This window comes from Streptodolium elevatio (genome assembly GCF_040649515.1).
In the GTDB taxonomy this organism is placed as follows: domain Bacteria; phylum Actinomycetota; class Actinomycetes; order Streptomycetales; family Streptomycetaceae; genus Yinghuangia; species Yinghuangia elevatio.
On record NZ_JBEZFP010000056.1, the window covers coordinates 37,446 to 51,971 of the forward strand.

The following is a 14,526-nucleotide window of genomic DNA, read 5'->3' on the forward strand; positions in this document are numbered from 1 at the left end:
CGCGTGGGCACGCGTATGCGGGTGCGTACGGCCGCGGCGTCGATGCGCGAGCACGCGCCGCGATGTGTCCCGAGCTTCACGGCCATGCGCGAAGGCCCGGCACCTTTGGTGGTGCCGGGCCTTCGCGCGTCCGCGCCCTCGATCGGGCGCGCGACGAGTGTCTCTGCCGGGTGCTTCCCGGCGTTCTGCGTGTGCCGCCGCAGGGGTGCCCCGGCGCGGGCGGGGGCGTGCTCCGCGAATCAGCCCGCCAGGGAGGCGGCCCAGGCGTTGAGCGCCTTGGTGTGCGTCTCGCCGGTCTTGGTGTCGACGGCGTTCTGGAGGCCCTGGAGGAGGAACTTCACCATGCCGGCGGTGGCCGGGTCGGTGAGCGTGACGCGGGCCTGCTCGTCGACGCCCAGGCGGGTGTGCACCTCGGGGATGGCGATCTCGGGGCCCTGCACGACGTACGCGGCGAGGTTCCGGAGCTGGCCCTTCAGCTCCTCCTGGGCGCGGATGCCGCCCTGGACGCCCGGCGAGGAGGACAGCACGGCGACGGGCTTGCCGGCCCACGAGGACTGGCCGTACGGACGCGAGGCCCAGTCCAGCGCGTTCTTGAGCACGCCCGGGATGGCGCGGTTGTACTCCGGGGTGGAGATGATCACGCCGTCGGCGGCCTGCACGGCTTCACGCAGGCGCGTGACGGAGGCCGGTACGTCGCCCTCCAGGTCCTGGTTGAAGTGCGGCAGCTCGTCGATGCCCTTGAAGACCTCGATCGTCATGCCTTCCGGGGCGAGCGGGCCGAACGCGTTCAGCAGCGCGGTGTTGAACGACTCGGTGCGGATCGAACCCGAGATGGCGAGGATGCGGGTCATGACGGAACCTCCAGCGGCATGAGTGGTTGAACGTTTAACAACATACCTCCGGGTCGTTGAGATTTCAACTTCACCGGTTGCGGTGCCGGTCGGGGTCGCCGTGGGGTGCCCGTCGAGTCCGCGTGGGCGGCCGGTCCAGGGCCGGTCTCGGTGGCAGGCTGGCGCCGGGCCGGGGGCGTTCGTGGTGCCGGGGCGGGTGCGTTTGCCCGCTCCCTTGGCCGGCTCCGCACGACATCGCCGGGGCCGGCTCGTACGTGCCGCTCCCGCCTATGCAGGTCCGCGCGCCGGACTTTTATTCCGTTCGGCCACAATGGCGTGTACGACACCGCCGCTTCGGGAGCCGACCACATGTCCTCCGCGTCCCCCGCACCTTCCTCTTCCGCCCCTTCTGCCGCGCCCGCATCCGGCGGGGGGACGGGTTCCGTGCGTACGCCGCGCGTCGCCGTGCTGGCCCTCGTCGTCTGCGTGCTCGCGCTCGCCGCAGCCGTGATCGCCTTTGCGGACGGCAGTTGGCTCGGCGTCCCGTTCCTGCTGCTGGCTGCTGTGGACGGCAATATCGCGTGGTTCTATCTGCGCCGGGCCCGCAAGGCCCATGCGGCGGCCGCGGCCGGCTGAAGCCCGTCCGGCTCAAGCCTCTCCGACTCAAGCCCGTCCGACTGAGGCCCGTCCGACTGAGGCCCGTCCGGCTGAAGCCCGTTCGACTTGAAGTGCGCCCCCGACGTGAAGTGCTTCCTCGGTATGGGGGCGGCTCCCGTACGCCTGTCGCGCGCCCCTCACGTGATCGTCGCGCCCCCGCGACACGCCGTGGCCGCCCCTTGCGAAGCTCCTCTTTCGCCTGATTTTCGGGCCGTGGTCGTGTGTCGGAGTCGTACTCGAACAAACTTTCGCTTACGCTGGTTCGGCGGAGTTATCCACAGGTGTGCGAGGCGCGTCCCGCGATGTCGGTGGGACGGGTTAGCGTCAGGACAATGAAGCGCACACCACGACCCGACAGGGCGGCATCACCGATGGCAGGAGCAGGACAGGACCGCGAGAAGGCGCTCGACGCCGCGCTCGCCCAGATTGAACGGCAGTTCGGCAAGGGCTCCGTCATGCGTCTCGGCGACGACGCGCGGGCCCCTGTCGAGGTCATCCCCACCGGGGCGATCTCCCTCGACATCGCGCTGGGCATCGGCGGTCTGCCGCGCGGCCGCATCGTCGAGGTGTACGGCCCGGAGTCCTCCGGCAAGACGACGATCGCCCTGCACGCGATCGCCAGCGCGCAGCGCGCCGGCGGCGTCGCCGCGATCGTCGACGCCGAGCACGCCCTCGACCCGGAGTATGCGAAGAAGCTCGGCGTCGACACCGACGCCCTGCTGGTCTCGCAGCCCGACACCGGTGAGCAGGCGCTCGAGATCGCCGACATGCTGATCCGCTCGGGTGCGATCGACATCATCGTCATCGACTCCGTCGCGGCCCTGGTGCCCCGCGCGGAGATCGAGGGCGAGATGGGCGACTCGCACGTCGGCCTCCAGGCCCGGCTGATGAGCCAGGCGCTGCGCAAGGTCGCCGGTGCGCTCAACCAGACCAAGACCACCGCGATCTTCATCAACCAGCTGCGCGAGAAGATCGGCGTGATGTTCGGTTCGCCGGAGACCACGACCGGTGGCCGCGCGCTGAAGTTCTACTCGTCCGTGCGGCTCGACATCCGCCGCATCGAGACGCTGAAGGACGGCACCGAGGCGGTCGGCAACCGCACGCGCGTCAAGGTCGTGAAGAACAAGATGGCCGCGCCGTTCAAGCAGGCCGAGTTCGACATCCTCTACGGCGAGGGCATCAGCCGCGAGGGCGGCCTCATCGACATGGGCGTGGAGCACGGCTTCATCCGCAAGTCGGGTGCCTGGTACACGTATGAGGGCGACCAGCTCGGCCAGGGCAAGGAGAACGCCCGCAATTTCCTCAAGGACAACCCCGACCTCGGCAACGAGATCGAGAAGAAGATCAAGGAGAAGCTGGGCGTGGGCCCGCGCGTCGACGCCGAGGCCGCCCCGGCCGCCGAAGCAGCTCCGGCGGCGCCGGCGGCAGAGGGCTCCTGACCGACCCGCGGTAGCGGGTGCAGGGGCGCCGACGAGGGGACGGGGCCGGGCGGGTGACACACCCGGCCCCCCACGCGGAGACGACGGCTCGGGGGCCGTCGGCGTGGCGACGACGTTGCCGTGGCAGGGAAGTGAGCGGAGGCAGTGCGAGCGGTGGGCGGCGAAGACCGCCGTGACGAGGGACCCGCGCGCGGCGATGCCGGACGGCCCGCCGACCGGCGGGCCACGCGGCGTACCGCGGACGCGGTAGGGCCCGACGACAGCGTGTCCGATGGCGTGCAAGAGGGTGCCCTCGGCGGGGCGGAACCCGCGGACACCGCGCCCGGCTGGAACGACACATGGGCGGGCCGGGTCAGCCCCGAGGAGCAGGCGCGCGCTCGCGCCTTGCTCGGACTGGCCCTGGAAGGCGGCTCGGTGGCCGCCGACGCGGTGAAGGAGTGGGCCGAGGCCAACCGCCGTACGCGCCCGGCGGGCCGCCGCGGTTCGGGCGACGCGGCAAACCCGGACACCGGGCCGCCCGACGGCGTGGCGCCCGGTGAGACGGAACCGGGCGGGACGGAACTCGGCGGCGCGGGGCGGCGTACCCGAGGGACCCGCGGTACCACGACGCGCGGGTCCGGTCGGCGGGTCGGAGGACTCGCGGGGAGCGGCCGGGGCGACGCGTACGAGAATTCCGGTTCCGGGGGCGATGACGACGGCACCTTCGGCGAGTCGACCGACGGCAGCGCGGCACGGCCGGGCGGCAGGCGCCGCGGTCGGCGCGGCAGAGACGACGCCGGCGAACCCGGGGGCCGCCGCCGGGAGCGGCGGATCGGTCCCGCGCAGATCGACCCCGACGAGGATCCCGAGGCCCAGGCCCGTGCGATCTGCCTGCGCCAGTTGACCGGCCAGCCGCGCACGCGCGCGCAGTTGGCCGACGCCATGAAGCGCCGGGGCGTCCCCGACGACGTGGCGGAGCACGTGCTCGGGCGCTTCACCGAGGTCAAGTTGATCGACGACGCGGCCTTCGCGGCGGCATGGGTCGACACCCGGCACATCGGCCGCGGGCTCGCCCGCCGCGCACTGGCCCAAGAGCTGCGGCAACGCGGTGTCGACTCGGCACTCGTCAGCGAGGCCGTCGAAAGGCTGGACCCGGAACAGGAGTTGGCCACCGCACGGGCCCTGGTGGAACGCCGCATCCCGTCGACACGTCGCCTCGACCGCCAGGTCCGCATGCGCCGCCTCGCGGGCATGCTGGCCCGCAAGGGCTACGGCGAAGGGCTCGCACTGCGTGTCGTACGAGAAGCCCTCGACGCCGACGAGGCGTGGCAGCGCGAGGCCGAGGACGACGACGGCTGGGCCCACGAACCCTTCGGCGCCGACGACACACCCCCGGAGCCGGAGGACTAAAGCGTGTTGCAGAACGCTGGGGTCTGCGTGTTCGGTTGAGATTTCGGGCAGTTGGATCAGCCGGCGTAGACGAGGTTATGGAGCTGGGCGACGGCTTGGGCGCCGTGGTGGAGTCCGCCTCCGCGCTGGCGGCAGTCACGGAGGATCTTCCAGTTCTTCAGGTGGGCGAGGACGTGTTCGGCGCGGGCGCGGACGTGCCGGTGTGCGGCGTTGTCGGCTTCCTCCCAGCCTTCACCAGCCGCAGAAACCGGTCCATCCGCAACCCGGTGAACGTCTCCACCCATAGCGCCTCGACCCGCAACACCCCACCCATGCAAGGCAGATGCCCACACAGCCTTCTGCAACAACTTTTAGGTCGTGTCTTCAAATTCCAGCCGGGTCCGCGAACCGCGGCAGGCTCGGGCCTGCGCCGGGCCGGGCGGCCCTCCCAAACCAAACCAAGGCCGAGTCACAGCCCGCGCCTTGCGAGCGCACGCACCACGGCCCGCGGACTGTCCGGCGGGACTGTGAAGACACTCCCCAAGTCGTGTCCGAGGGAATTCCGCGGGACTTGGCGGGATCTCTCTTCGGGAGGCTGTCCCGCCCACCCCGCGCGCCCTACACCCGTGCTCGCGCGCTGCCGCGCATGCAGCGCGCGGGGGCCGTAGTCCGTGGCGTCGTCCCTCTGGCCGGGCGGGCAACTCGCGTGTGGATATAAGGGAGTTCCTGCCCGGTTGCTTGACCCTCCTGTGATCAGCGGCCTAGCCTGTCACAGACAGTGAGGGATCATCGCGGATCATGTGACCGTACCGTGCCGTACGCCATTCGGGGCCGCCTCGGGGGCATCCCGTGGCGCGGGCCGACCGACGCCGAGCGCACCACTCGATAGTCACGGACATCTACTCGACAACCCCGGTACTCGACAACTCCGGCCGACCGCATCGGCGGCCGTCACCAGCAACCGCGCCCGGCAGTCACTTCTCGACCATCGCCGTCCGCCCGCACGGCGGCCCCGTGGGTAACGCCGTCGCCCACGCCGCCGCCCCGTCGGCGCTCGACGCGGGTCACCTCCAGCCGGCTCCGGCCACCACCCGCCGGGGCGGCCCCGGTCGCGATCCGCGACAACCGCCCTCCTGCAGCTCCCGCACGCCCTGACGAGCCTCGCCGGGCGCGCGGAGTCGGTGACTGAGAGGGAGTGGGCCCGTGGTGACGTTCGGCCTGGAATCCGATGTGGTCGCCCCCGTGGCCGGGGCCGTGTTCTTCACGGTGGGTGCGGTCGCCTGCCTCGTCGCGGTGCTGCGCATCCGGGCCCGGGTGCCCGCGATGGTGGAGGCGGAGCTGTCCCGGGCGGCGCGTACCGCCGACGAGGTCAGGGCACGGGCCGACCGCGAGGCCGCCGAGACCCGCGCCCGTGCCGAGGCCGACGCGGCCGACATCCGGGCCGCGGCGGCGGGGATCCAGCGCGAGAACCGCCGGGTCACCGAGGAACTGGGCGACCGCCGCAATGAGTTGGAGCGCCGCGAGCAGCGGCTCGCGGAGCGCGAGGAACGCCTGGACGCGGACCGCGCTCGCTTCCGCGAGCGCATCGCCGAGCTCGCGGTGGCCGAGGAGCGGTTGGAGGCAAAGCGCGCCCAGCTCGCGGACGTCGCGGCGGAACGGCAGCTGGTGCTGGAGCGTACCGCCGCCCTGACCGCCGAGGCCGCGAAGACCGAACTGGTGCGCGGCATCACGCACCAGGCCAAGCGGGAGGCGGCCGTCGTGGTGCGCGACATCGAGGCCGAGGCGCGCCGCGAGGGCGAGCAGCGCGCCCGCAACATCGTCACGCTCGCCATCCAGCGGGTCGCGAGCGAGCAGACCGCCGAGTCCGTGGTGTCCGTCCTACACCTGCCGTACGACGAGATGAAGGGCCGCATCATCGGGCGGGAAGGGCGCAACATCCGCGCGTTCGAGGCGGTGACCGGCGTCAACCTGATCATCGACGACACCCCCGAGGCCGTGCTGCTGCCCTGCTTCGACCCGGTGCGCCGCGAGACCGGGCGGCTCACGCTGGAGACGCTGGTCGCCGACGGGCGCATCCACCCGCTCCGTATCGAAGAGGTGTACGAGCGCTGCCGCCGCGAGGTCGAGCGCGGTTGCGTCCGCGCCGGCGAGAACGCGGTGGTCGACCTCGGCATCACCGACCTGCACCCGGAACTGATCGCACTGCTCGGCAAGTTGCGCTACCGCACGTCGTACGGGCAGAACGTGCTCAAGCACCTCGTCGAGGCAGCGCACATCGCGGGCATGATGGCCTCCGAACTCCGGCTCCCCGCGCCGCTGCTCAAGCGCTGCACGGTCCTGCACGACATCGGCAAGGCGCTCACCCACGAGGTGGAGGGCAGCCACGCGCAGATCGGCGCGGAGATCGCGCGGCGCTATGGCGAGTCGGAGGACGTCGTACACGCGATCGAGGCCCATCACAACGAGGTCGAGGTCCGCTCGGTCGAAGCGGTGCTCACCCAGGCGGCGGACGCCATCTCCGGAGGCCGACCGGGCGCGCGGCGCGAGTCGCTGGAGGCGTACGTCACGCGCCTCGAACGCCTGGAGCAGATCGCCCGCGCGCACGCCGGTGTGGAGAAGGCCTTCGCGATGCAGGCGGGGCGCGAGGTGCGGGTCATGGTGTTGCCGGAGGAGGTGGACGACTTGCAGGCGCAGGTCATCGCGCGGGACGTGGCCAAGCAGGTCGAGGAGGAGCTGACGTACCCGGGGCAGATCAGGGTCACGGTCGTCCGGGAGAGCAGGGCCACCGAGTTCGTCCGCTGACGGCCTGCGGAGGCATGCCCCTGCCTGACCCTGACCGTCTCTGCCTGATCCCGACCGTGTCTGCCCGCGTCTGCCTGCCAGCGTCTGCCCGTGTCCGCCGGTGTCAGTGTCCGCCTGTGTCTGCCCGTGTCCGCCTATGTCTGCGATCACGCCGCGAAAGCGCCAGCGCATACCCTGGGACGACGCACCACCCGCGCCATCGTCCGCGTGCCCGCCACAAGTGGGCCTGTCCGCCTCCGTGCGGGCCGGGCGCCCATACCGACCGTGACCCCACGAAAGGCCACCTCCGTTGGCGATCAGCGTCTTCGACATGTTCTCGATCGGCATAGGCCCGTCGAGTTCGCACACGGTCGGTCCGATGCGCGCGGCCCGGATGTTCGCCCGCCGCCTCAAGTCGCAGGGCGTGCTCGCCCAGACCGCGTCGGTGCGCGCCGAGCTGTTCGGTTCGCTGGGCGCCACCGGCCACGGGCACGGCACGCCGAAGGCGGTCCTGCTGGGCCTGGAGGGGTTCTCGCCGCGTACCGTCGACCCGGAGGGCGTCGAGCCGGTGCTCGAACGCGTGCGCTCCACCCGCCGCCTGCGCCTGCTGGGCGCCGAGGTGGGCGATGCGCACGAGATCGCCTTCGACGAGTCGTCGCAGCTGGTGCTGCACCGGCGTCGGTCCCTGCCGTACCACGCAAACGGCATGACGCTGTGCGCGTACGACGCCGAGGGCGCGCCGGTGCTGGAGAAGACGTACTACTCGGTCGGCGGCGGCTTCGTGGTCGACGAGGACGCCGTCGGCGCGGACCGGGTCAAGCCCGACGACACCGTGCTGCGCTACCCGTTCCGCACCGGCGACGAGCTGCTGCGCCTCACGCGCGAAACCGGCCTGTCGGTCTCGGCGCTGATGCTGGAGAACGAGAAGGCGTGGCGGACCGAGGACGAGGTACGCGCGGGGCTGCTGGAGATCTGGGACGTCATGCGCGCGTGCGTCACGCGCGGACTCAAGACCGAAGGCATCCTCCCCGGCGGCCTCAAGGTCCGCCGCCGCGCCGCGCACACCGCCAAGGTGCTGCGCGCCGAGGGCGACCGGGCGAGCCACGCCATGGAGTGGGTCACCCTGTGGGCCATGGCGGTCAACGAGGAGAACGCCGCGGGCGGCCGGGTCGTCACCGCCCCGACCAACGGGGCCGCGGGCATCATCCCGGCCGTCCTGCACCACTACGCCGCGGCCGTGCCGGGCGCCGACGACGACGGCGTGGTCCGCTTCCTCCTGGCGGCCGGCGCGGTCGGCATGCTCTTCAAGGAGAACGCCTCGATCTCCGGTGCCGAGGTGGGCTGCCAGGGCGAGGTCGGCTCGGCCTGCGCCATGGCCGCGGGCGGCCTCGCCGAGGTGCTCGGCGGTACGCCCGAACAGGTGGAGAACGCCGCGGAGATCGGCATCGAGCACAACCTCGGCCTCACCTGCGACCCGGTCGGCGGCCTCGTCCAGATCCCGTGCATCGAGCGGAACGGCATGGCCGGGGTCAAGGCCGTCACCGCCGCCCGCATGGCGCTCCGCGGCGACGGCCGCCATCACGTCTCGCTCGACAAGGCGATCAAGACGATGAAGGAGACCGGCGCCGACATGAAGACCAAGTACAAGGAAACCGCCCGCGGCGGCCTCGCCGTCAACATCATCGAATGCTGACCGCGGCACGCACGAACGCCCCTTAGCCGTCGGAGTCTTAGCCGTCGGAGTCTTAGCCGTCCGAGTTTTAGCCGTCTGAGTTCGTGCCCCGGGCCCCGAGCCGCAGCACGACCTCCCCGCAGCACTCGGCACACAACCACATCTCCGCCGCCGCGACCCACACCACCGGCTCTGTCGCCGCGGGCATGCAGCCCTCGCAGTGAAGGTAGGCACGCGGCAGCCGAGGAAGGCCCCAGGCCGACTCCGCAGGCGCAGGAACCCGTACGGCGCCCGCAGCCAGCGCCTCGCGATTGAGCTGCTGCAGCGCGAACTGCGCAAGGCACACAGCACACAGCCAGCCCCCCGAAGCAAGCAAACAAAGCCGCCCCCGCCGCCCCCCATGCAACACACAAACGGCCTCCGTCCACTTGGGCGGCTCATTCATCAACGCGTGTGCCTGGACGTCCATCTCGGCCGTCACCGCGCACCGCCCCGGAGGGGAACACAGCGCAGGCACACGGGTGTACGAAGCCCTGCCGGATACACGTGGACTCGAGGATGCATCAAGACGCCCCGACTGCCGCAGACTCCGCACATGACGTGACCTCTCGCCGCCCCTACGGCAATTATTCACTGAATCGCTGAAAGTTTCAATCAGTCTGGCGAGAAGAGGAAAGTCCTGTCACGATGCACTCAACCGACGTGAAAGGTGCCCCGATGGCTCTCCTTCGCGTATTACGCAGTAGCTGTGACGACGAACGCACCTGCCCGACGCTCTACGAACGTCCCGACGGACGCGTCCTCGTCCAGGGCTACAACGTCACCGACCCCGACGAACTCGCCGAACTCGGCCTGCCTCCAGGCGAGGGCGCCGTCATCATCGACGCCGACCTGATTCGCGAGGTGCTGGATGCTGCTGGCTGACGCGGACCTCGATCCGTTCTTCGACCTGGCCAAGGGCGACATCTTCCGAATGGAGGCACTGCCCGAGTACCGCGTGGATGTCGAGCAGCCGCTGCTCCGCGCGTACCTGGCCGGCGAGCCGTACGACATGGCGCGCGAGCCGACCAAGTGGCAGAGCTACATCCGCGCCCGCACGTCCGAAGGCATCAACTGGCGCAAGGTCCGCGTGCTCGGGGACAACCTGACTCCGTACGAGCGGTGGGAATGCGAGTGGGGCTACCCGGCGTCCGCGCGCCACGGACAGCGGACGCGCATCCTCCAGCGTGCGGACGCCGACCGCATCGGCCTCCCGGCCTACGACTGGTGGATGTTCGACTCCGCCATTGTGCTTAAGTTCCACTACGACGAAACGGGCGCGTTCGTCGGTGCCGAGGAACTGCCCGGCAGCGCCGCCGCCGCGCACGTCGCATGGCGCGACCGGTCACTCGACGCGGGCGTGCCGTCCGAGCGGTGGTGGGCCGCTCATCCGCAGTACTGGCGGGACAACTGGCTCACCATCGAGCCGCAGCAGACCTGACAGGATCCATGGACAACCCAGAGCGCTACCTGACCGATCGTGAGCGGCTCGCGCAGCTCCTCAAGGACCTGCGCTCGGGTGCCGGCATGACTGGCGCCCAAGCCGCCGCGGCGGCAGGCATGTCCCAGGCCAAGATCTCCAAATGGGAGAACGCCCACCTGCTCCCGTCCCCGCCGGACTCGGCCACGATCCTGGACGTGTACCGGGCGACGCCCGACGCCCGTGTGGAGGTCGGCGAACTCGTCGATCGGCTCCATGCCGACATCGAGAGCAACCGCACCCACCTCCGCCGTGGTGCCGCCCAGCGGCAGACGCAGATCGGCCGCATCGAAGCGGCGGCGAAAGAGTTGCGCTTCTTCTCGATCCTCGGCGTGCCTGGCCTGCTCCAGACCCCGGCTTACATGCGCCGGATCTTCTCGCTTGACCTGTCCGGCGCCGAACTGGTGCGCGCTATCGAAGCTCGGCAGCGGCGTCAGCATGTGCTGCACGAGGCCGACAAGCGCTTCATGTTCGTGCTCACCGAAGCGGCGCTTCGTTGGGGATTCGTTCCGGCGGAAGCACGTGCCGAGCAGGTTGCGCGCATCGCGTCGTACCTGGGCAACGACTATGTGCGTATCGGCATCATCCCGACCGGCGCCGAGGTCGGCGACGTCCCGCTGCACTCGTTTCAAATCTTTGATGCACGGCTCGTCACGGTGGGGCTTCTGCATGCCACGATCACCGTGTCGGATCCGCAGGACATCGCGCAGTATCGACGCCATTTCGACACCCTGGCGTCAGGAGCGCTGTTCGGCGATGACTCGCGTGACCTGCTTGAGCGACTGCGCAACGACGGCTGACGCTGCTTGGTCGGCGCGCCCGTGGCACTCGCCTTCTGCTCGGCAAAGGGCGGGACTGTTCGCCAGAACTGCGGTGCCGGTGACGACGAGTTGCCAGGAATCGCTCCGCGGGGCGGCGTGAGGCGCGCATCATTGGGTGTTAAGTGGCGGTTGCCGTCTTATGGGGCGGGGCGCTCGATGATCTTGGGTTGGCCGGGGGTAATCGCCTCGTAATCTCGGCGGGTAAGTAACAGGCCCCAACCTGATGGGCTGACAGACCAAGCCCCTCAAAGCACGCGGCGGGGCAGACGGGGCTAGCTGGGCGGGTGCGCCTTCGGGTGGAATGTGTGGGCGCGGGGTGGGTGTTGCGTCTGGCGTGGACGAATTGGTGGGAGACGGGTCCTCGGTGCGGGCGCGGTTGGCGGCGGACCGGGAGGCGACGCTTGCCCAGATTGCCGCGCTGAGCCGCGACTTCGACGAGATCGTGGCGGCGAACGCGCTCGTGGCGGTCGATGACGAGCACGATCCGGAGGGATCGAGCACCGCCTTCGAGCGTGCGCACGTCGCGTCCCTCCTGACCCAGGCCCGGGAGCGGCTTGCCGACTTGGATGTGGCGTCCGAGCGGTTGGCGCGCGGCGAGTACGGGCGCTGCGTCGACTGCGGCGAGGCCATTCCGGCGGAGCGGCTGGAGGTACGTCCGGCCGCGACGACTTGCGTGCGCTGCGCCGAGGCGCATTCGCGCTGATCCCCGTTGTACGACGGCGTGTCCGATGGCACGTCAGACGACACCGTCGACCGCATGCCGAGGGTCCCGCCGCCACCCGGCAGCGGGACCCTCGGTGTGGTTGGTGGGGCGGGTGTCCGTCAGACGCCGGCCATCATCTTCTCGGGCTGGTGTTCGACCACCGGCGCGACGGGGGCGTTCTTGCGTACGGACTCGATGCCGTCCATGCACGCCTGCTTCGACTTGTACGCCTGGCTGGTCGCGATGATCTGGCCGTTGCCCGCAAGCAGGTGCCAGCGCCACTTGCCGGCCTTGTCGTTGAACCACTCGAACTTGCCCGTCACGGAAATCACCTCAATTACCGTGGATGGTGACGTATTGGCAGCGTAGGCCGGTGGGTCCAACGGGGCATCTCGAATGGGTGAAGGCTCCGGCATGCTGGGGGTATGTATGGCGAGCGACGAGCCGCGGTCCCCGGGGCGGTGGTGTGGTGGCGGGGCCCCGACGATTCGCCGGGCGCGGCGACGCGCGTGCTGCCCGACGGGTGTATGGATCTCATCTGGATGGGCGGAGACCTGGTGGTGGCCGGGCCCGACACGGTCGCGCACGTCGTGGGCGGGCCGGCGGGAGAGTCGTACACCGGCATCCGTTTTCCGCCCGGGCTCGGGCCCGCGGTGTTCGGTGTGCCCGCCGTCGAGTTGCGCGACAGCAGGGTGCCGCTGGCCGACCTGTGGGGCGGCCCGGCCCGCGATCTGATCGAACGCATGAGCGAGTCCGAAGACCCCGGGGGCCTGTTGGAGGGCGTCGCCGCACGGCGCCTGCGGGACGCCGCGCCGGACCCGGTCGCCGCGATGGTGGCAAACGGCCTCGCCCGCGGTACGAGCGTTGCGGACCTCGCGGAGCGGGCCGGCCTCAGTGCCCGGCAGCTGCACCGGCGCAGCATCGCCGCGTTCGGGTACGGCCCCAAGACGCTCGGCCGCGTGCTCCGCCTCGGCCGCGCCCTCGAACTGGCGCGCGGGGGAAGCGGGTTCGCCGACGTGGCGGCCACAACGGGGTACGCCGACCAGGCACACCTTGCCCGTGAGGTGCGGTCTCTGGCCGGCGTACCGCTGGGCACGCTGCTCGGCCGCTGACCGGGGCCAACGCGGCCCCGGCGCCGGCGCAGCTTCTGGGCCGACGAACGCCGGAGTCGGCGGAGGCGGCCGAGTCAGTCTGCCCGGTCAGCCTGCGGTCGGCAGGGCGGCCAGCAGGTCGACGGCGTTGCCGTCGGGGTCCAGGACGACGGCGTAGCGCTGGCCCCAGAACGCGTCCCAAGGCGCCTTGTGCCCTGTGTGGCCCTCGGCCACGAGTTCGGCGTACAGGCTGTCGACGTCTGCCGGGCTTGCGCAGGTGAAGGCCACGGCCATGCGGTGGCCGCCCTTCGGGGGCTCCCAGTCCGGGTCGAACGAGCGGACGGTCTCGATCGTGTCGAACACCAGCAGCAGCCCGCCGGGCAGCGGCACGTCGACATGCGGCTCACGGTCGGCGTCGGCGGGGATGTCCATGCCGAGCCGCCGGTAGAAGGCGAGTGAGGCCGCCATGTCGGCGACGACCAGACCGAAGAAGGTGATCTGCGGTTTCGGAGTGCTCATGGGCTCAAGCTATGCGCGCGGTGGCCCAGGGGTCTTGAACGAATCGGACGCGGCGGTGGTCCGTGTCGCGCCGAGGACCGGCCGTCGGCTGACGAGCCTGGCGAGGCGAACGGTGGCGGCAGTTCGTGGCACGCGGGTAGTGCGGCCGAGGGCGGTGGTGCGAAAGAACGTGGGCGGTGGGTCCAGTACTGGACCCACCGCCCATGGCGTGACCGCCCATGGCGTGACCGCCCACGGCGTGACCGCCCACGGCGTGGCGAAGTCGTCGGTCAGACGGCGTGGTTCGAGCCGCCGCGGCGACGGGCCGCGAACGCCGCACCCGCACCGACCAGGACGAGGGCGGCGCCGCCCGCGGCGAGCGGCAGCGTGGCGTCGGAGCCACCGGTCTTGGGGAGCTGCGGCTTGTCGGTCGGGGTTGCGGTGCCGGTCGGAGCCGCGGTGCCGGTCGGCGCGGCGCTCGGCTTCTCGGTGGCCGCCCGGCTCGGCGCCGGGGCGGCACCGCCCGCGAAGGTCAGCTTGAGGCGGGCCGGGAGGGAGTGAGTGGCCATGTCGTACACCACGACGCCGCACTCGACCTTGGCGCAGTCGGTCGTCGCGAAGGAGCCCTTGACCGCGAAGTCGGCGCTGAACGCGCCCTGCGCGTCCGTCTGCACGGACGCCGTGGCGGCCATGTCGCAGCCTTCGCCGCGCTGCGTCGAGAGGGCGCAGTTGATCAGGGTGAGCGACTTGCCCGGCTCGAAGCCGGTGCCGGAGACCTTGATCGTTTCACCGGACGCGGCCAGTCCGGTGGTCTTGCTCGCGGACAGCGAGCCCGCGGCGTTCGCCGGCGCGGCGAAGCCCACGGTCAGGGCCGCGGCGGCGGCGGTCAGGGTGAGACCGGTGATGAGGCGCGAGGACGTCATGGTCTGCGGACTCCAGAGAGAAAGGTCGTGCGCGGTTCTGGGCCGGGGCAGCCCGGTTGCTCGGCGCGAACGTCGCAGCGGGTCCTGCGGACCGTGCGTCGCCCTGCCGGCTCGCGATCACACTAACTTAGACGTCATCTCATTTGGTGCTTTCGGTAGCCTGAACTGGTGTCGATGGTCGAACGTTTGGTGCCGGACGAGTTGTACGAGCTCTTCCAGCGGGT

Annotated in this window: 14 protein-coding genes and 1 pseudogene; 10 read left to right on the plus strand and 5 right to left on the minus strand. The window is 70.9% G+C overall.

What is annotated here, in order from left to right; translation table 11 throughout:
• Positions 1-239 precede the first annotated feature (239 nt).
• A complete protein-coding gene (locus AB0C36_RS21790; RefSeq protein WP_358356414.1) occupies positions 240-851 on the minus strand; it encodes an NADPH-dependent FMN reductase in 612 nt (203 codons plus the stop codon).
• Positions 852-1,274: 423 nt separating this feature from the next.
• Here AB0C36_RS21790 and AB0C36_RS21795 point away from each other — a divergent pair, with 423 nt between their 5' ends.
• The 3 genes from AB0C36_RS21795 to AB0C36_RS21805 all read left to right on the plus strand — a co-directional run bounded on the left by AB0C36_RS21795 (position 1,275) and on the right by AB0C36_RS21805 (position 4,315).
• Complete coding sequence (locus AB0C36_RS21795) at positions 1,275-1,466, plus strand: hypothetical protein (RefSeq protein ID WP_358356416.1); 192 nt, start codon at positions 1,275-1,277, stop codon at positions 1,464-1,466.
• 392 nt (positions 1,467-1,858) lie between these two features.
• Positions 1,859-2,926: a recombinase RecA gene (gene recA, locus AB0C36_RS21800; RefSeq protein ID WP_358356418.1), complete on the plus strand. Its 1,068-nt coding sequence runs from the start codon at positions 1,859-1,861 to the stop codon at positions 2,924-2,926.
• Between the two features lie 429 nt (positions 2,927-3,355).
• Positions 3,356-4,315, plus strand: coding sequence for a regulatory protein RecX (locus AB0C36_RS21805; RefSeq protein WP_435839091.1), 960 nt, complete (start codon positions 3,356-3,358; stop codon positions 4,313-4,315).
• A 56-nt stretch (positions 4,316-4,371) separates the two neighbouring features.
• Here AB0C36_RS21805 and AB0C36_RS21810 read toward each other — a convergent pair.
• Positions 4,372-4,539 (minus strand): annotated as a pseudogene (locus AB0C36_RS21810) (IS5/IS1182 family transposase); the annotation flags it as partial.
• Between the two features lie 958 nt (positions 4,540-5,497).
• Here AB0C36_RS21810 and rny point away from each other — a divergent pair.
• From rny to AB0C36_RS21840, 6 genes are all read left to right on the plus strand, one after another.
• Entirely contained in the window at positions 5,498-7,096 is a 1,599-nt protein-coding gene (gene rny / locus AB0C36_RS21815; RefSeq protein ID WP_358356420.1) for a ribonuclease Y, read from the plus strand.
• Between the two features lie 289 nt (positions 7,097-7,385).
• The gene (locus tag AB0C36_RS21820; protein WP_358356421.1) at positions 7,386-8,768 is read left to right on the plus strand and encodes an L-serine ammonia-lyase; all 1,383 of its coding nucleotides are present in this window, start codon (positions 7,386-7,388) and stop codon (positions 8,766-8,768) included.
• A 696-nt stretch (positions 8,769-9,464) separates the two neighbouring features.
• Positions 9,465-9,671, plus strand: a complete 207-nt coding sequence (locus AB0C36_RS21825; RefSeq protein ID WP_358356423.1) for a hypothetical protein — start codon at positions 9,465-9,467, stop codon at positions 9,669-9,671.
• On the plus strand, positions 9,658-10,227 hold the full coding sequence (locus AB0C36_RS21830) for a DUF6879 family protein (RefSeq protein ID WP_358356425.1): 570 nt from the start codon (positions 9,658-9,660) through the stop codon (positions 10,225-10,227). Before AB0C36_RS21825 ends, AB0C36_RS21830 begins: the two co-directional genes overlap by 14 nt.
• An 8-nt stretch (positions 10,228-10,235) precedes the next feature.
• A complete protein-coding gene (locus AB0C36_RS21835) occupies positions 10,236-11,066 on the plus strand; it encodes a Scr1 family TA system antitoxin-like transcriptional regulator (protein ID WP_358356427.1) in 831 nt (276 codons plus the stop codon).
• Between the two features lie 322 nt (positions 11,067-11,388).
• On the plus strand, positions 11,389-11,790 hold the full coding sequence (locus AB0C36_RS21840; RefSeq protein WP_435839090.1) for a TraR/DksA family transcriptional regulator: 402 nt from the start codon (positions 11,389-11,391) through the stop codon (positions 11,788-11,790).
• Positions 11,791-11,909: 119 nt separating this feature from the next.
• Here AB0C36_RS21840 and AB0C36_RS21845 read toward each other — a convergent pair whose 3' ends face one another.
• Positions 11,910-12,113: a YegP family protein gene (locus AB0C36_RS21845; RefSeq protein ID WP_358356430.1), complete on the minus strand. Its 204-nt coding sequence runs from the start codon at positions 12,111-12,113 to the stop codon at positions 11,910-11,912.
• Positions 12,114-12,215: 102 nt separating this feature from the next.
• On the opposite strand from AB0C36_RS21845, the gene AB0C36_RS21850 reads away from it, so the two are divergent.
• Positions 12,216-12,902 carry a helix-turn-helix domain-containing protein gene (locus AB0C36_RS21850; RefSeq protein ID WP_358356432.1) on the plus strand — a complete coding sequence of 229 codons (687 nt, stop codon included), beginning with the start codon at positions 12,216-12,218 and terminating at the stop codon, positions 12,900-12,902.
• Positions 12,903-12,989: 87 nt separating this feature from the next.
• Here the strand turns inward: AB0C36_RS21850 and AB0C36_RS21855 are convergent, their stop codons facing one another.
• Together AB0C36_RS21855 and AB0C36_RS21860 are read right to left on the minus strand one after the other, a co-directional pair.
• Entirely contained in the window at positions 12,990-13,400 is a 411-nt protein-coding gene (locus AB0C36_RS21855; RefSeq protein ID WP_358356433.1) for a VOC family protein, read from the minus strand.
• 269 nt (positions 13,401-13,669) lie between these two features.
• A complete protein-coding gene (locus AB0C36_RS21860) occupies positions 13,670-14,302 on the minus strand; it encodes a neocarzinostatin apoprotein domain-containing protein (protein WP_358356435.1) in 633 nt (210 codons plus the stop codon).
• Positions 14,303-14,526 lie beyond the last annotated feature (224 nt).